This is a genomic window from Streptomyces sp. NPDC002619 (genome assembly GCF_042889305.1).
Lineage (GTDB): Bacteria > Actinomycetota > Actinomycetes > Streptomycetales > Streptomycetaceae > Streptomyces.
Window position 1 is genome coordinate 61,364 of the sequence record NZ_JBIAQV010000031.1, and the last position, 17,208, is coordinate 78,571.

A 17,208-nucleotide genomic window follows, 5' to 3' on the forward strand; every position below is an offset into this window, starting at 1 on the left:
CAGCGGCAGGTCACCGAGCCGCTGCGCAGCGCGACGAAGCATTCTCCGGTCCGTGCAGGGCCTGTCCCGCTCCGACCTCATCGTCTGGGCGGAGTGGGCCCGCCAGGCCGGTGCCTTCGACCGGCGACAGAGTGGTGGACCAGGTGCGGGCCAGGTCGAGCCGGCACGAGTCCAGGTCCTCCGGAATGACAGAAAACGGAATGTAATATATAGGTCAGTATTTCGTTGTGAGTGCACCAAGCGGTCACCAGGCCAGTCCAGTGGTGATCAGAGGCAACGGAGCGCCTGTGAAAAGGCCAAACCAACCTCGGAAACTCCGAGAGAGCTCCGTGGTCCGTCCCGCGGAGGCCGGGCACGATGTTCCGATCTCATGGGTCGGGACGGGCGGTGCTGTCCCGGGGGAGTGGCCGTATGCCGGCGCGGATGCCGCCGAACCACTCGTGCGGACACTCCAGTACCTTCTGGCCGGGACGGATTCGCTGGGAGCCGCCATTCATTTCCTGGATCCCCAGCGGTCGCGGCTGCGACTGTTCGCTATGGCCGGCCTGCCACCGGCGTTCGCCGAAGCCTGGAACCAGGTGCCCGTCGACCAGGGTCTTGCGCAGGCGCAGGCGGTGCGAAGTGGCCGTCCAGTAGGACCGCTGGACGTCTCCGACCAGCTAGGGAGCCGTCCTGGCCCTGGTGCGGCCTGCCCTCCCGGCGCCCGTGTCCTCGTCCAGCCGTTGGGCCCGCAGACGGCCGCGGTGGGAACGCTCTCGGTGCTGCTCGACCGCGCGAAGGATCTGGGCGAGGCCTGGGCTGCCGTGACGGCGACAGCCACCCGGCTGGACGGCCACCTCGCAGGGCTGGCCCGCAGCGAGGCCGAGACGAGAGCCGACACGTCGTCCGAGCCCGGCACAGCGCCGGGATGGATGATGGATGCGGCCCAGGTGGGCACGTTCGACTGGAACGTCCGCACCGGTCAGCTCTGTCTCGACGACCGTTCCTGCCTGATCTTCGGCTTGAACCCGGAATCCTTCGACTCCAGGTACGAAACCTGGGCACGGATGGTGCACCCGGATGACCTCTCGTCGGCCTCGTTGCCCAGGGCGGTATTCGGGCGTTACGACTGCGAGTACCGGATCACGCGCCCGACCGGTGACATGCGCTGGGTACGGTTCAGCGGCCTGGTCCTGCCCGGACCTGGCGACCAGTCGGGTCGTGTGGTGGGAACGCTCTGTGACAACTCCAGGAGCCACGCCGCCCGGGACGGCCGTGCATACGGGCTGAAGCGCCCGACCGACGGCGTGGTCATGACGGGCAGCGACGGGCGGATCATCTACGTCAATGTCCAGGCTGAGGAAATTCTCCGTACCTCCCAGAGCGACCTGCTGGAACGGACACTGTGGGAGGCCGTTCCCTACCCCGGAGAGCCCGGTCTGGAAGCCCGATGCCGTCAGGCCGCCGCCACCGGGCTGCCCGTGGATTTCGACGTGCACGTCCCGACTCTGAGCACGTGGTACCGCATTCGGCTCACCTCGCACGAGGACGGACTGACGCTGTCGTTCAGCGACATCACTGAATCGCAGTTGCGCGACGCGGAACGGGTTCGGGTAGAGCACGGGGCGGCGCTGCGCACCACCAAGACCCAGGAACTGACCGCGGCGCTCTCCGAGGCCCTCACCGTGCACGACGTCGTGAGCGCTGTCGCAGATCATCTCCTCACCCCGTTCGGAGCGACCGGGCTGACAGTCCAGACCCTGGAAGGGGATCACCTGCGTGTCGCCGGTCACGCCGGGTACTCGGGTAGCTTCCTGAGAGTGCTTGAAGCGGCTCTGGTGAGCCAGGTGTCGCCAACCTACGACGCGCTGCGCACCCGCACCCCCGTCTTCATAGGCTCAGGCGCCGAATACGGTCGCCTCTACCCCCATCTGAAGTGGCGGATCGAGCCTTCGGGCATGCAGGCGTGGGCCTTCCTCCCCCTGATTGCCTCCGGCAGGCCCATCGGCTGCTGCATCGTCGCCTTCCTGGAGCCGGGCGAACTCGACGAGGACGAGCGCACCCTGCTCGCCGCGCTGAGCGGACTGGTCGCACAGGCCCTGGAACGGGCCCGGCTCTCCGACGCCGAACACACTCGGGCCGTGGAACTGCAGCGCGGCCTGCTTCCCCAGGTTCTGCCTCAGCTGCCTGGTGCGATCACCGCGGTCCGCTACCTGCCCGCCAGCGAGGGACTGGAGGTCGGCGGGGACTGGTATGACGTAATCCCGCTCTCCGGCGACCGGGTTGCCCTGGTCATCGGCGATGTGATGGGACATGGCCTGTCCGAGGCGGCGACCATGGGCCGGCTCCGTACCGCGGTGCACACGCTCGCAGACCTGGAATTGCCGCCCGACGACTTGCTCACTCACCTCAATGACCTGGTTGCGCGCCTCGGTGAGGACTTCTACGCCACCTTCCTGTGCGCCATCTACGACCCCACGGCCCGCTGCGCGACCTTCGCACGGTCCGGGCACCCGCCCCCGGTGCTCGTCCGCCCGGGTGGAGCCATCGACATCCTCGACCTGCCGAACAATCCGCCCCTTGGTGTGGGGAACCCGCCATTCGAGACGGTCGAGCTGGAACTGCCGGAGCACAGCCTGCTCGTCTTCTATACCGACGGACTGGTGGAAACCCACGGCCGGGACATCGACAGCGGCATCACTGCGCTGACCGCGGCCCTCACCGACGCGCTGGCCGATGTCCTGACAGATACCGAGACCACTCTCGGTCTCGACCGCCTGTGCGACACCCTGACCACCGCGATGACCACCCCGCATGGTGTAGAGGACGACGCCGTCCTGCTCCTCGCCAGGCCGCGCGGCCTGTCCCGCGAACATGTCGCCGACTGGCCGCTGCCCGACGGCCCCATCGCGGCCGGTGAGGCGCGGGCCCTGGCTGCCGCCCAGCTGAGGGAGTGGCGACTGGAACCCCTGGTCGACATCACCGAATTGCTCGTGAGCGAACTGGTCACCAATGCCGTCCGCCACGCCCGGGGGCCGGTGTGGCTCCGCCTGCTCTGCAGTCAGTCCCTTATCTGTGAGGTGTCCGACGGCAGTGCCACGACTCCTCGGGTCCGCCGTGCCGCCGATACCGATGAGGGCGGACGCGGCCTGGCCATGGTGACCCTGCTGGCCCAGCGCTGGGGCACTCGGCACAGCACCCACGGCAAGACCATCTGGGCCGAGCAACCTCTACCGCCTGCTGGGTGAGTCGGAGACGCACGGGCCGTTGGAACCCCGAGTCCGCTGCGGCCGAGCTGGGCCACCCTCCCGCGGCTACCGCTGGGGGGACCCCCACACCGTGGGGCGCGCGGTGACGCGTGGCCCTGGTCGGGGCCGGCCCCGCGCGTGTCAGGGAGCGGCATCGAGATCCACGTCGAGGTCTTGACTCTCGGTCCAAAACCCGTCGTCCGCATCTTGGAGCCGAGAGGCGGCGTGCTTCAGGTGGCGGAGCGCCACTGCGCGTGCCGCCACGGCGTCTCCCGCCTCGATGGCGGCGAAGATGGCGTGGTGCTCCTGCCGGACCGCTTCGATGAAGTCGCCCCGCCGCGCCTCGTTCGCGCGCGTGACGCGGATGCCGCTGCGCAGCACCTCGCCCAGGTACCGGACCGTCGAGCCCATCACAGCGTTCCCGGTCGACTCGGCGATGGACCTGTGGAAGGCGAGATCCTCATCCACGCCGTCACCCCCGGCCATCACAGCTGCATCGATCGCGTCGCGGGCCTGACGCATCCGGGCGAGGTCGGCCGGTGTGGCACGGGTGGCCGCGAGATAGGCCGCCTCTGCGGGTGCCGATTAATCTTCCGGCCTGGTCAAGCGGCACGTTGGTATTCGCGGAGGGTTTCGCCGAGTCGGTCTCGTCGGCGGATTTCAAGGTGCTTGATCTGCTCTGTCAGGCTGATGGAGTGGCGCGGCGTGGCCCAGGGGTCGGTGCGGACGATGACGTTGTCGAAGGTCTCGAACTCGCTGAGCGTGCGGGATCCGGTGACTCTGGTTTCAGATCAAGGTGCGTCCAGGAGTTCACGCCCGCAGGTATGTATCCAGCGCTCCATGGTGGAGTGCATCCGAGGTACCCGGATGGCGGTGGTTACCAGCTTCGGGCCGGGGTCGGCCAGGGCGTCGAAGGCGGCCGTGAACCTTCGAGTTGCGATCCCGAATCAGGAATCTGGCCCTGTTGTCTGCATGCTCAAGATCCGTGTGACGCGTCCGCGCAGGGCGTAGGGGCGTGCGTTGTGCTTTCCGGCTCGTTCCTGGCGGCTGTGGGCGTGGGCGCGTTGTCTGCGGAGGGTTTGGGCTGTGTCGAAGAGGTCGGGGTTGATGATCGCTTCGTGGGCGGGTGGGTTGGAGTGGATCCAGTCCTCGGCGGGGTTGTGGGTCATGGTGGTGCGGTGGCCGAGGGTGACGTCGTCGATGTCGAGGAGGCGTTCTTCCTTGCGCTGTTTGTTCCAGACCTCGTGGCCGGTGTAGCCGGGGTTGATGAGGATGGTGCGCACGACGCCCTGCTGCCATGCGGTCTTCTTGCGGTGCGGGTTGCGGGCGGCGTCGTGGGCGGAGGGGCAGGGGATGCCTTCGTGGGTGAGTTGGGCGGCGATGGCCTTGTAGCTCATGCCGTCGGTGTGCATGGTGAAGATCCGTTGCACGATCGATGCGGCGGCGGGGTCGGGTTCGAGTTTGTGGATGAGCTGGCCAGCGGCGGCTTTCGAGGGGTTGGGGTGGGGTCCGGCGTCGGTGATCCGGTAGCCGTAGGGCGGCCGTCCGCCGAGGTAGCGGCCCTGGAGCTGGGCCTGGGAGCCCATGGCGGTCCGCACCCGGATCTTGATCCGATTGCGCTCACCCTTGCTCATGCCACCGAAGACGGACATGACCAGATCGTGGGCCTCGTTGTCCGGATCGATAGGACCGCCGACCTCCGGGACCCACAGGGGATGCGGAAGTGGACGAAGACGGGGAAGGTGTTGCCGAACTGGTTGCCGTAGAAGGAGCGTTGGGGTTCTCCGATCACGACGGCGTCGAAGCCGCGGTTCGGGTTGCTGAGGGCTTTGAGGAGTTCGTTGGCGCGGGGGCGGCGCTGCCAGGGCAGGGAGCGGTTGTGGATGATGCGAGATTCGATCCGTGAGGGGATTGCCCCCAACACTCGTCGCAGCCTGTCGGCACTGCGGAACCGGGTTGCAGCTACATTGCCGGGCCTGGCTCATGCTCGCCGGCTGGAGTTCCAGGCTTGAGGATGACGGAGGTGTAGTGGTTGGGGAAGAAGTACGAGTAGGACAGGCTTTCGTCGATGTTGCCGAACTCGTTGCTCATCATGGACATCAGCGCTGTCGTGCGGGTGCCGTCGCTGGCATAGGCGGTGAACGTTTGGTTGGGTGGCAACCCGGTGGCTCCGATCGTGACTTCGTTGAGGCCTGGGAGTGCCCGGATCAGGGCTGTGCCTTGGCCGGAGCTACCGGAGACGCGCAGGGGGAGGTTCTGCGTGCGCATGCCCAGACCTTGCCGGCCCAGGTTTTGTGTGCTGGTGGCCGGAGTGCTGCGCGCCACGTACACCAGCGCCATGGGCGACTGGCCGATGGGGAGGGTCTTGATCACCGAGTTCGTTTTCGTGTCGATGACGTCGACCGCGTCGGAGTTCTGCAGGGCGACGTAGATCCTGGTGTTGTCGGGGCTCGGCCAGATGCCGTGGGGACCGTGTCCGTTGTTGTGGATGGTCTTCACCAGCGTGGGCGCCGTCCCGGTTTTTGATCGGCGGTACACCAAGGTCTCGTTCTTTCCGCCTACGGTCATGTAGGCGTAGTCGACGCCGCCGACCGTGACGAAGTTGGGGTGGTTGGTGCGCGGCCCCGTGTTCAGCACCGCCTCCACATGCAAGGTGCGTGCATTGACCACAGCGGTGGTCCGGCCGTTGGTGGGCATGCCGAGCCAGATGTCCCGGCCGTCGGGTGAGATGGCCTCGTCGGAGGACCCGCCCGCCTGCGCGGGGATCTGCACGCGCTTGATGATCTTGTGGGAGGCCACATCGATCTGGTCCAGCCTCGAGGCGCGCAGGTGGTTGACGTAGGCGAATTTGCCGTCGGGGCTGAAAACCACCTTCGACGGCCCGTCCTCGGTGTGGATCCGGTCGACCTCCTTGCCGGCCCGCCAGTCGAGCACCGAGATGTAGTCCTGGCCGCGCACCGCCACCCACAGGCGCGTGCCGTCCGGCGAGAAGAACCCCTCGTGCGGCGCCCGGCCGACGTACATGGTGCGCACTACTTTGTTGGTTGCGGTGTCAATGATATGGACGGCGTTGGTGGTCACGTCGATCACGTCGAGCCACTTTCCGTCCCGGGAGAAGCCCAGGCCGTGCACGTCGATCTCCCCGTCGTACATCGCCCCCAGCACGTCCGCGCTGGGACTCAACCGCGGCTTGCCCAAAGCGATCGTGCCCAGCACCTTGTTCGTCGCCGGATTGATGACACTCACCGTGTTGGAATCCTGGTCGGCGGTGTACACCCGGTCGTTCCCCGAGATCTTCTGCGCCCCGGGCAGCGCCGGAGCTTGGATCAGCGCGCCATGCACTGGCGGGCTGGCGTTCCACTCCGCTATGGGTCTCAGCGCCGGATCCAGTTGGGAGGCTGCAGGTTCCCGCGCCCCGGACGTCGTACAACTGGCGACCGATACGCACACGACCGCCGCCGCGAGCGCGCGGACCAAGCTGGGTATGGAACCCATGTTCACTCCTTGTGGTCACGTCACCGGCCGCGGATCACCCGCGTCGAAAGCTGCCGCCGGCGGCGCTTGGTTTGTGGGGACTGTGCCGCGCGACGTGAGAGGTTGCGGCAGGGACTGGTTGCTGCGTTCATCGAAGGCCGTCGGCGAGAGCAGCACCTGTCATCGTGGCGCCAAGGTCACCTCTTCCGAACGCGGTCGCGCATTCCCGGACGTGTGACCGACGACGCCGGACATCGGTCGCCTGAACAATCGTCGGACCATCAAGGAATCTAGCGGACATTTTCGACATGTTCACCTCGGCGGGAGGGTTTCACTCGGACGACCCAGCTGCCTGCGAACGGCGGACGAATGCACGGCGGTTCAGGCTTCGCAGGTGTACGCCGAACGAATTCACGCTGGTTCACGGCGGGCCGACCACAACTGCCATCGCTGTAGGTGCCGAGAATCACGTCCGCGCTGGTCACGCGGCATGTTGGTATTCGTGCAGGATGCCGCCGAGGCGGTCGCGTCTCCGGACGTTCAGCTGGGTCAGTTGGGCGGGTTCGGTGATCGGTTCGGGCCGCGGGCGCAGCGGTGCGGCGCCTGCGAGGGCGCGGTGGGGGCGGTGCTGGTTGAAGAACGTCTCGTACTCGGGAAGGCGTGCAGCAGGTGGGTCTGGTTCCAGATCAGGGTGCGGTCGAGGAGTTCAGTTCTGCACGAGCGGATCCAGCGCTCCATAATCGAGTTCATGCGGGGCATCCTGACCCCGGTAGGCACGACCTCGATGCCTTCGTCCGCCAGAACAGCGCCGAGGCCCGCTGGGTAGCGGTGCCCTTGCCGAAAACCTCATCCGCCCAGGTGGGAGCCGGCATGTGGGATGCGCGGGGTCTCGAGCGCGGACGCTCGAATCGGTACTCTCGCGCGGCTGGCGATCACCCCGGCATGATGGCTGGTCGTGCTGCTGCGACTTGCTTACCTGACCGTGACGAACGCGTTCGCCGTGCTACGCCTGCTGCCCATGAGCGACCGGGACAAGGACACGGAGATCCTCGCCCTGCGCCATCAGATCACAGTGCTGGAGCGCCAACTCGGTGGCCAGAAGGTTCGGTTCTCTCCGAGCGATCGCGCGTTCCTGGCGGCGTTGCTGCACCGCCTGCCCGCGCAGGTGCTGCGCAGGATACGGCTGGTGGTACGTCCCGACACGGTGCTGCGCTGGCACCGCGATCTGGTCGCACGCAGCCACGCTGCCCGCTCCCGGCCCAAGCGCCTGGGAAGACCGCGGACCGTACGCTCCATCCGACCGCTGGTGCTGCGACTCGCCCGCGAGAACTCCAACCGGGGATATCGCCGCATCCACGGCGAACTCCTCGTTCTGGGCGTCACGGTGGCCGCCTCCACCGTCTGGGAGATCCTCCAGGAGGCCGGGATCGACCCGGCACCCGGACGCGCTACCAGCACGTGGGCGGACTTCCTGCGCTCCCAGGCCGACGCCCTGATGGCATGCGACTTCCTCGAAACGGTCACCCTGTCGGGGGCACGGATGTATGTGTTCGCGGTGATCGAGCACGCCAGCCGCCGGATCAGGATCCTCGGCGCCACCGCGCACCCCACCGCCACGTGGGTGACGCAAGCCGCGAAGAACCTCGTCATGGACCTCGAAGACGCCCGCCACCGGGCCAGGTTCCTGATACGGGACCGGGACGGGAAGTTTCCCGCCCTCTTCGACACCGTCCTCAACGTTGCGGGGATCGAGGTAGTGCTCAGTGGAGTACGGATGCCGCGCATGAACTCGATCATGGAACGGTGGGTGCAGACCTGCCGGCGCGAGCTGTTGGACCGCACCTTGATCTGGAACCAGCGGCATCTGCTCCACGCGCTACGAGAGTTCGAAGACTTCTACAACTCCCACCGGCCCCATCAGGGCATCGCCAACACCCGCCCGCTACACCCCTTGCCGACGCCGATCAGCCATCCGGAGCAGATCACCCACCTCGACATACGACGACGCCAACGACTCGGCGGCATCCTCCACGAGTACCAACATGCCACCTGAACTGCGCGGATGAGGTTTTCGGCAGGCGCAACGTCAGCTGGCGAGATGGGGTGCCCACGCCCGTGATCTCCAGGGCAGCCCCTCGGAGAGCCAGGAGGTTCCGGCGTCGGCGACGCGGAGAGGTGGGTGAGTTCGGGTGTGGGCGAGGCGAGTCCGTCAGGCGTCGTAGGAGTAGAAGCCCTGCCCGCTCTTACGGCCGAGGCGGCCGGCGGCGACCATACGGCGTAGCAGGGCGGGCGGGGCGTACAAAGGCTCCTTGAACTCCTCGTACATCGATTCGGCCACCGACTGGGCGGTGTCCAGGCCGATGAGGTCGAGCAGGCGCAGCGGTCCCATGGGGTGGGCGCAGCCGAGTTCCATACCGCGGTCGATGTCCTCAGATGCGGCGGAACTGGTCTCGACCATGCGGATGGCGGCCAGCAGGTAGGGCACCAGGAGGGCGTTGACCACGAAACCGGAGCGGTCGGGTGCCTGGATGACCTGCTTGCCCAGTTGCCCGGTAGCGAAGTCACGTGTGCGCTTCAGGGTCTCCTGGCTGGTGGTGAGGGCCGGGATCAGTTCGACCAGCGGTTGCACCGGAACCGGGTTGAAGAAGTGCATGCCAAGGACCTGCTCGGGGCGCTCGGTGGCGATGGCGAGGTCGACGATGGGGATCGACGAGGTATTGGTGGCCAAAATCGCGTGAGGATCCGAGAGGGTCTTGTCGAGGGTCTTGATGATGTCTGTCTTGATGTCCCGGTTCTCGACGACAGCCTCGATGACGACCTGGCGGTCCGCCAGGTCGCCCAGATCATCGGTGAAGGCAAGCCGGTCCAGCGCTTCGTGGCGCTGAGCCTCGGTGAGCTTGCCACGTCGTAGGGCATGGTCCAACGACGCCGTGAGTCGACGGCGACCGGCTTCGGCAGCTTCGCGGGTGGTCTCGGCGACCAGGACGTCGAGACCACGGCGGGCGGCGACCTCGGCGATGCCGGAGCCCATCAGCCCGCAGCCGACGACGCCGAGAAGAGAGACGTTGTCCATATCCATGGGAGGGGGGATCCTTTGCTCAAAGATGTGGGAGAGGAACCAAGGGCGGTGTCCGCCCGGGTCACACGTTGCGGCGGTACTGGCCGCCGACCTCGAAGAACGCCTCGGTGATCTGCTGCAGAGAGCAGACCCGGGCGGCGTCCATCAGCACGGCGAAGACGTTCTCACCCGAGGTGGCCGCTCGCTTGAGGTCGACCAGCGCCTCCTGCGCCTCCTCGCGGTGCCGGGCCTGGAAATCGCGGACTCGGGTCAGTTGGGACTTCTTCTCTGTCTCGGTGGCCCGGGCGAGCTCCACCACCGTGGGCCCTGCCTCCTCGGCATGTGGGTTGCGGAAGGTGTTGACGCCGATGATGGGCAGGGTGCCGTCGTGCTTGCGCTGCTCGTAGAGCATGGACTCGTCCTGGATGCGGCCACGCTGGTAGCCGGTCTCCATGGCGCCGAGCACGCCTCCACGCTCGCTGATGCGGTCGAACTCGATGAGCACCGCCTCCTCCACCAGGTTGGTGAGCTCGTCGATGATGAAGGAGCCCTGCAGGGGGTTCTCGTTCATCGCGAGCCCCCACTCGCGGTTGATGATCAGCTGGATGGCGAGGGCCCGGCGGACGGACTCCTCGGTGGGGGTGGTGACGGCCTCGTCGTAGGCGTTGGTGTGGAGGCTGTTGGCGTTGTCATAGATCGCGATGAGCGCCTGGAGGGTGGTACGGATGTCGTTGAAGTCCATCTCCTGCGCGTGCAGCGACCGGCCCGAGGTCTGGACGTGGTACTTGAGCTTCTGGCTGCGCTCGCCCGCCCCGTACCGCTCCCGCATGGCCACCGCCCAGATGCGGCGGGCGACCCGGCCGAGCACCGAGTACTCCGGGTCCATGCCGTTGGAGAAGAAGAACGACAGGTTGGGTGCGAAGTCGTCGATGTCCATCCCACGGGCGAGGTAGGCCTCAACGTAGGTGAATCCATTGGCGAGGGTAAAGGCGAGCTGGCTTATGGGGTTCGCGCCGGCCTCGGCGATGTGGTAGCCGGATATGGAGACCGAGTAGAAGTTGCGTACCTGGTGCTGGATGAACCACTCCTGGACGTCGGCCATCATGCGCAGGCTGAACTCGGTGGAGAACAGGCAGGTGTTCTGGCCCTGGTCCTCCTTGAGGATGTCGGCCTGGACAGTGCCGCGCACCGAGCGCAGCACCTGCGCCCGGATCTCCTCCGCCTCCTCGGAAGAGGGCTCGTGGCCATGTTCGGCGGTGTAGGCACCGAGCCGCTGGTCGATGGCGGTGTTGAGGAAGAACGCGAGGATCGTGGGAGCGGGCCCGTTGATCGTCATGGACACCGAAGTGGTGGGTGCGACGAGGTCGAAGCCCTGGTAGAGGGCCTTCATGTCCTCCAGTGTCGCCACCGACACCCCGGATGTGCCGACCTTGCCGTAGATGTCGGGGCGTTCGTCGGGATCGCGGCCGTAGAGCGTCACCGAGTCGAACGCGGTGGACAGACGGGTGGCCTCACTGTCCTTGGACAGGTAGTGGAAGCGGCGGTTGGTGCGCTGTGGGTCGCCCTCGCCGGCGAACATCCGCGCCGGGTCCTCACCTTCCCGCTTGAAGGGGAAGACTCCGGCGGTGAACGGGAATCGGCCGGGCAGGTTCTCCGCACGCAGGAAACGCAGCAGCTCGCCATGGTCGGTGAAGCGGGGCAGCGCCACCCTGGGAACCCGGCTACCGGACAGCGACTCGCGCACCAAAGCGGTGCGCAGCTCGCGGTCCCGCACGGTCACCACCAGCTCATCGCCCGAGTACGCGGCCACGGTGGCGGGCCACTCGTCGAGCAGTCGGCGCACCTCGGGCGCCAACTCGGCCTCGGCGGCGCCCAGCAGCGTGCGTACATCGGCGGCGTCCAGCCTGGCGGCGGCCAACTCGTCACGGACGGCGGCCAGGCGCTGCACTTGCCGCGCCCGCTCCACCTGGGCCGCAGTCTCGGTGTGGTAGCCGCGTACGCTCTCAGCGATCTCGGCCAGATAACGGACGCGGGACGGAGGGACGATCTGGGCCGCTCCGCTGGAGTGGCGCACCGAGGCGTCAGGCAGCGTGCCGGGCTGCACGGGCAGGCCACGCTCGGAGAGCAGACCCCGCAGGTGCTGGTACAAAGCAGTAACGCCGTCGTCGTTGAAGGTGGCGGCGGAGGTGCCGAACACGGGCATGTCCTCAGGACGAGAGTTGAACGCCTCGCGACTGCGTATGAGTTGGCGGCCGACATCGCGCAACGCGTCCTGGGCGCCGCGCCGCTCGAACTTGTTGATCGCCACCACGTCGGCGAAGTCGAGCATGTCGATCTTCTCCAGCTGGGAGGCGGCACCGAACTCGGGCGTCATCACATACAACGAGACATCCGAGAACGGCACGATCGCAGCGTCGCCCTGGCCGATGCCCGGCGTCTCGACGATGACCAGGTCGTAGCCGGCCGCCTTGCAGGCACTGATCACGTCGCTCAGGTAACCCGGCAGTTCGCCGGTGCCGCGGGTGGCCAGCGAACGGAAGAAGATCTGGTCACCCAGCGAGTTCATCCGAATGCGGTCACCCAGCAGGGCACCACCTCCGCGCCGACGAGTCGGGTCCACCGCCAGCACCGCCACCCGCAGCTTGTCCTGCTGGTCGACGCGCAGCCGACGGAGCAACTCGTCGGTGAGCGACGACTTGCCCGAGCCCCCCGTCCCGGTAGTGCCCAGGACCGGAACCGGTCGGCTACTCGCCGCCTCGCGGAGCGCCCGAAGCTCACCCACGGGCACGACCCCGGCCTCAATGCCGGTGATCAGCCGCGCCAGCGCGGGCCGTTCACCGGCGATGACGGATTCGACGGAAGCCGGAGCGGTCTGCCACAGGCCGGTGTCGCACTCCCGGATCAGTATGTTGATCATGCCGGCCAGGCCGAGGCGCTGTCCGTCCTCGGGGGAGAAGACCCGCACCCCCGCTCGGGCCAGCCGCGCCACCTCGTCAGGCACGATCACCCCGCCACCGCCCCCGAAGACCTTGACGTGCCCGGCGCCACGCTCACGCAGCAACTGCACCAGGTACTCGAAGTACTCGACGTGTCCGCCCTGGTAGGAGCTGACGGCCACGCCCTGCGCGTCCTCCTCCAACGCTGCGTCCACCACTTCGCTCACCGAGCGGTTGTGGCCCAAGTGGATCACCTCGGCACCCTGCGCCTGCAGAATGCGCCGCATGATGTTGATGGACGCGTCGTGCCCGTCGAACAGGCTTGAGGCCGTGACGAAGCGGACCGGGTGCTGGGCCCGATAGAGCTGGGGTGCAGGGATGTCAGCTGACACTATGCCCTCCAAAACGGCCACCTCCCGCGGCGGCGGAGATCAGAAATCGTGACGATCTCGTCGAGGCGGAGCAGTATTCGTGCGATCGTCGAGGCCGAGCCAAACCTCCGCAGGAGGGCTCATTGCCATGCCCTTTGCGTACGGCGGCCCACCTGGGACCGACGACTCCTTCCGGAAGGTGGGCAGCTCTCCCGGGAGGCTGCTGACTCTCTCTGATTTCGCCGACTCGTATGTGGGCATGCCGCTCATCGTCAACATCCCCTTCGCTTTCGAGCATCTCGCGGTCGCTGCAGTGACCACCGACGTAGCAGGCCGCCCGGCCGTCAGCCGTCTTGTCGCGGGGGCAAGGCCGACACTGCGGGGTGGTCGAAGTCGACGGGCCCGAGCTTCGCCGCGCCGCCCGGAGTTCCCAGGTCCTTGAAGAACTCGACATTGATCGCGCGGAAGGTGCTCCACTCAGGGAGGACGTCGTCCTCGTAGTAGATGGCCTCGACCGGGCACACCGGTTCGCAGGCCCCGCAGTCGACGCACTCCTCGGGATTGATGTAGAGCATCCGCGTTCCCTCGTAGATGCAGTCGACCGGGCATTCTTCCACGCATGCGCGGTCCTTGAGATCAACGCACGGCTGTGCAATGACGTACGTCACCGGTCCCCTTGATGTTCGTGCCTGAGCGTCATCCCGCAGCCCCTCATGAGTGGCCTCGCCACGACTGTGGAGGCTGGAGTGTTTACCGCCTTTGTGATCGATGATAGATTATCAGAACGAACCTTGTTGTCGCTACCCAAGTTGCGGGGAAGGTCGGGTCTCCGCGACCGAGGGAGAAGTCCGTGATCAACGGTAAGTTCGTGGTAGATGCCACAGTCCACCCCTTCGACTGCAGTCAGCAGAACTGGGGCGACGGGTACAAGCAGGTCCTGGGCGGCTTCCACCATCACCGTCTCTACAACAAGGTTGTCGAGGCCACGGAGCCTGACCATCCCAGCCAGGACCGAACGTTCTCCCTGGGCCAGGACATCCAGGCGGCCGGTGTCCCGATGGCGAGGGACGGAATCCGCGGCTTCCACCTCAGGCCCGCTCACTTCATGATGTACGGCGGCGGCGAGGCGAGCGGTTGTTCGGCCAGCGGTGACAACTGCTTCAGCGCCGAGTACTGCATCGGCCTTCGGATCCACGGGGTAACGACCCGCGCCGACGCCTTCTGCCATGGCTGGATGGACGAGACTCTCTACCACGGCTGCAGCCGGAATGCCATCAACGGCTTCGGTGTGAGCAAGCTCGGCATCCAGAGCGCGACCAACTTCGTGACCCGCGGCGTTCTCTTCGACGTGGCGCGCGCCAGAGGGGTGCGAAGCCCTTCCGTCGACGATCGGGTCAGCGTCGAGGATCTGGTGGACTGTGGCGCGCCGGCGCTGGAACCCGGTGACGTGGCCCTGCTTCGCACAGGGTGGCGCAACGTCTTCTACGACCATGCGGAGAACTACGGCATGTACATACTCGAGCTTCTTGACCTCGAAGAGCCCTCGGAGGCTGGCGCAGGCGGGTTCCTCTTCGGGATGGCCCCGCTCCGAATAACGGCGCCACGGGCAGCCCGGTCAATCCCTTCGCCTTCATCCAGCCGCAGCTAGGCCTGCCGACATGGACGTGCAGCAGCTCAACAGTGTGGTGATCCGGTTCGCGGGTGACTCGGGCGACGGGATGCAGCTGACCGGTGACCGGTTCACCCAGGAGACGGCGTCGTTCGGGAACGATCTGGCGACGTTCCCGAACTTTCCTGCGGAGATCCGGGCGCCGCAGGGGACGTTGCCGGGGGTGTCGTCGTTCCAGGTGCATTTTGCCGACCATGAGATCTTCACCGCGGGGGATGCGCCGGATGTGCTGGTGGCGATGAACCCGGCGGCGCTCAAGGCGAACCTGGGCGATATCAAGAGGGGCGCCACGGTGATCGTGGACTACCACGACTTCACGGCGCGGAACCTGGCCAAGGCGGGGTATGCGGCCAACCCGTTGGACGAGGAGGGGCCGGGCAGCCTGGGGTCGGAGTATGTGGTGCACGCCCTGGATCTGACCGGGATGACGGTCGAGGCGGTCAAGGGGTTCGGGCTGTCGCGCAAGGACGCGGCGCGGGCGAAGAACATGTTCGCGTTGGGGATGCTGTCGTGGATGTATGGGCGGCCGACCGAGACCACGATCGGGTTCTTGGAGCGCCGGTTCGCCAAGGCCTCCGACATCCGGGACGCGAACGTGGCGGCGTTCCGGGCGGGCTGGAACTTCGGGGAGACCACCGAGGCGTTCGCCGTGCAGTACGAGGTCAGGCCGGCGCCGATGGCGCCGGGGACGTACCGCAACATCAGCGGCAACCTGGCGCTGGCCTACGGGCTGACTGCCGGCGCGGTCCAGTCCGGGTTGGGGCTGTTCCTGGGCTCCTACCCGATCACCCCTGCCTCCGACATCCTGCACGAGCTGTCCAAGCACAAGCAGTTCGGGGTCACCACGTTCCAGGCCGAGGACGAGATCGCCGCGGTCGGCGCCGCCCTGGGCGCCAGCTTCGCCGGGTCCCTTGGTGTCACGACGACCTCCGGGCCCGGGATCGCCCTGAAGAGCGAGACGATCGGGCTGGCGGTGGCACTGGAGCTGCCCCTGGTGGTGGTGGACGTGCAGCGCGGCGGTCCGTCGACCGGGCTGCCCACCAAGACCGAGCAGGCCGACCTGTTGCAGGCCATGTTCGGCCGCAACGGCGAGTCCCCCGTCCCCATCGTGGCCCCCCGGTCACCCGCGGACTGCTTCACCGCTGCGCTGGAGGCGGTCCGGATCGCCATCGGCTACCGCACCCCGGTCTTGCTCTTGTCCGACGGGTACCTGGCCAACGGGTCCGAGCCCTGGCACATCCCCGACGTCGACCAGCTCCCGGTCATCGACCCCGCCTTCGCCCAGGGCCCCAACGACGAGACCGGGTTCCTGCCCTACAAGCGCGACGCCCAGACCCTGGCCCGCCCCTGGGCGATCCCCGGCACCCCCGGCCTGGAGCACCGCATCGGCGGGCTGGAGAAGAAGGACGGCTCCGGCGACATCTCTTACGACCCGGCCAACCACGATTTCATGGTCCGCACCCGCCAGGCCAAGATCGACCGGATCGCCGAATCCCTGCCACCACTGGAGGTCGACGACCCGTCTGGCCTACCCGGGCACGGACAGGCGAGGGTGCTGGTGCTCGGCTGGGGGTCGACGTACGGGCCGATCGGGGCCGCCTGCCGCCGGGTCCGTGACGCCGGCCACCCGGTGGCCCAGCTGCACCTGCGCCACCTCAACCCGTTCCCCCACGACCTCGGCGAGATCCTCAAGCGGTACGACGCCGTCATGGTTCCCGAGATGAACCTCGGCCAGCTCTCCCTGCTGCTGCGCGCCAAGTACCTGGTCGACGTCATCGGCTACAACCACGTCCGCGGACTCCCGCTGAAGGCCGCCGAGCTCGCTGACGCCATCACCGACCTCATCGCCCACACCACCGGTGAGATCAGCGAGTCCGATACCTCCGAGTCCGGCAAGATGGAGGGCGTGCAATGACCACGGACAGTACCGTCGACCTGGGGTTCCCGGGGTTGCGTGGCCTGCCGACGACGGATGTGCCGTAGACACGGAAGGAGTGCACCTCCGACCAGGAGGTGCACCGGGGGCTGTCGGAGAACAAGTCGTGGGCGATGGCTCTTCACGCGCCGGGCCAGCAGGATGTTGACCGACACGTTATTGATCGACAGCCCTCTGGTGTCCGGGGTGCGGGGGCTATGTGGTGCTTGCGGCGGTGCAGGGGTGCCTGCCCGACCTGGGACTGAGCCGGCACCGTCGACTTCGACCGCAAGCACCTCACTACCGACGCCGGCTACCTCAGCCGCGCCCTCATCGGCGTATTCCACTCCGTGGACAGGCCCAGCTACGACGACCTCGCCCGCCGGCAGGTCACCCAAACCACCCAAACCACCCAAACCACCCAGGCACCACCAGTACCCCCGAGGGCCGCAGCCGGGCTCTGGCCGGGCTGCTGGCCGGCGGCGACACCTGGACCGTCGTCCGACCTCCGTCCGGGGACGGCGATCGAGACAGGTGAACGCCGACATTCCGAGCTGA

Annotated in this window: 10 protein-coding genes and 2 pseudogenes; 5 read left to right on the forward strand and 7 right to left on the reverse strand. The window is 67.1% G+C overall.

What is annotated here, in order from left to right; genetic code table 11:
• The first annotated feature begins 440 nt into the window (after positions 1–440).
• Positions 441–3,227: a SpoIIE family protein phosphatase gene (locus tag ACFYXB_RS33580; protein WP_389588783.1), complete on the forward strand. Its 2,787-nt coding sequence runs from the start codon at positions 441–443 to the stop codon at positions 3,225–3,227.
• 141 nt (positions 3,228–3,368) lie between these two features.
• Here the strand turns inward: ACFYXB_RS33580 and ACFYXB_RS33585 are convergent.
• Both ACFYXB_RS33585 and ACFYXB_RS33590 read right to left on the reverse strand, forming a co-directional pair.
• Positions 3,369–3,788: pseudogene (locus ACFYXB_RS33585) on the reverse strand (FadR/GntR family transcriptional regulator); the annotation flags it as partial.
• A gap of 386 nt (positions 3,789–4,174) precedes the next feature.
• Positions 4,175–4,879, reverse strand: a complete 705-nt coding sequence (locus tag ACFYXB_RS33590) for a recombinase family protein (RefSeq protein WP_389588785.1) — start codon at positions 4,877–4,879, stop codon at positions 4,175–4,177.
• A gap of 71 nt (positions 4,880–4,950) precedes the next feature.
• Here ACFYXB_RS33590 and ACFYXB_RS33595 point away from each other — a divergent pair, with 71 nt between their 5' ends.
• The gene (locus tag ACFYXB_RS33595; protein ID WP_389588787.1) at positions 4,951–5,133 is read left to right on the forward strand and encodes a hypothetical protein; all 183 of its coding nucleotides are present in this window, start codon (positions 4,951–4,953) and stop codon (positions 5,131–5,133) included.
• A 56-nt stretch (positions 5,134–5,189) separates the two neighbouring features.
• Here ACFYXB_RS33595 and ACFYXB_RS33600 read toward each other — a convergent pair whose 3' ends face one another.
• Both ACFYXB_RS33600 and ACFYXB_RS33605 read right to left on the reverse strand, forming a co-directional pair.
• Positions 5,190–6,704: a hypothetical protein gene (locus ACFYXB_RS33600; RefSeq protein WP_389588789.1), complete on the reverse strand. Its 1,515-nt coding sequence runs from the start codon at positions 6,702–6,704 to the stop codon at positions 5,190–5,192.
• 478 nt (positions 6,705–7,182) lie between these two features.
• Positions 7,183–7,508: pseudogene (locus tag ACFYXB_RS33605) on the reverse strand (integrase core domain-containing protein); the annotation flags it as partial.
• Positions 7,509–7,656: 148 nt separating this feature from the next.
• Between ACFYXB_RS33605 and ACFYXB_RS33610 the strand changes: the two are divergent.
• Positions 7,657–8,754 (forward strand): integrase core domain-containing protein, encoded by a 1,098-nt coding sequence (locus ACFYXB_RS33610; protein WP_389588791.1) that lies wholly within the window; start codon positions 7,657–7,659, stop codon positions 8,752–8,754.
• A 156-nt stretch (positions 8,755–8,910) separates the two neighbouring features.
• Here ACFYXB_RS33610 and ACFYXB_RS33615 read toward each other — a convergent pair whose 3' ends face one another.
• The 3 genes from ACFYXB_RS33615 to fdxA all read right to left on the reverse strand — a co-directional run bounded on the left by ACFYXB_RS33615 (position 8,911) and on the right by fdxA (position 13,734).
• Complete coding sequence (locus tag ACFYXB_RS33615; protein ID WP_389588833.1) at positions 8,911–9,774, reverse strand: 3-hydroxybutyryl-CoA dehydrogenase; 864 nt, start codon at positions 9,772–9,774, stop codon at positions 8,911–8,913.
• A gap of 67 nt (positions 9,775–9,841) precedes the next feature.
• Positions 9,842–13,087 carry a fused isobutyryl-CoA mutase/GTPase IcmF gene (gene icmF, locus ACFYXB_RS33620; protein ID WP_389588793.1) on the reverse strand — a complete coding sequence of 1,082 codons (3,246 nt, stop codon included), beginning with the start codon at positions 13,085–13,087 and terminating at the stop codon, positions 9,842–9,844.
• 323 nt (positions 13,088–13,410) lie between these two features.
• Positions 13,411–13,734, reverse strand: coding sequence for a ferredoxin (fdxA, locus tag ACFYXB_RS33625; RefSeq protein ID WP_388507040.1), 324 nt, complete (start codon positions 13,732–13,734; stop codon positions 13,411–13,413).
• 182 nt (positions 13,735–13,916) lie between these two features.
• On the opposite strand from fdxA, the gene ACFYXB_RS33630 reads away from it, so the two are divergent.
• Both ACFYXB_RS33630 and ACFYXB_RS33635 read left to right on the forward strand, forming a co-directional pair.
• On the forward strand, positions 13,917–14,714 hold the full coding sequence (locus tag ACFYXB_RS33630; RefSeq protein ID WP_389588796.1) for a cyclase family protein: 798 nt from the start codon (positions 13,917–13,919) through the stop codon (positions 14,712–14,714).
• A 10-nt stretch (positions 14,715–14,724) separates the two neighbouring features.
• Entirely contained in the window at positions 14,725–16,650 is a 1,926-nt protein-coding gene (locus ACFYXB_RS33635) for a 2-oxoacid:acceptor oxidoreductase subunit alpha (protein ID WP_389588798.1), read from the forward strand.
• Positions 16,651–17,208 lie beyond the last annotated feature (558 nt).

Coding starts and splice junctions, on each gene's coding strand:
- ACFYXB_RS33590 (WP_389588785.1), bottom strand. CDS start 4,879: ATGTCCGTCTTCGGTGGCATGAGCAAGGGTGAGCGCAATCGGATCAAG.
- ACFYXB_RS33615 (WP_389588833.1), bottom strand. CDS start 9,774: ATGGACAACGTCTCTCTTCTCGGCGTCGTCGGCTGCGGGCTGATGGGC.
- ACFYXB_RS33635 (WP_389588798.1), top strand. CDS start 14,725: ATGGACGTGCAGCAGCTCAACAGTGTGGTGATCCGGTTCGCGGGTGAC.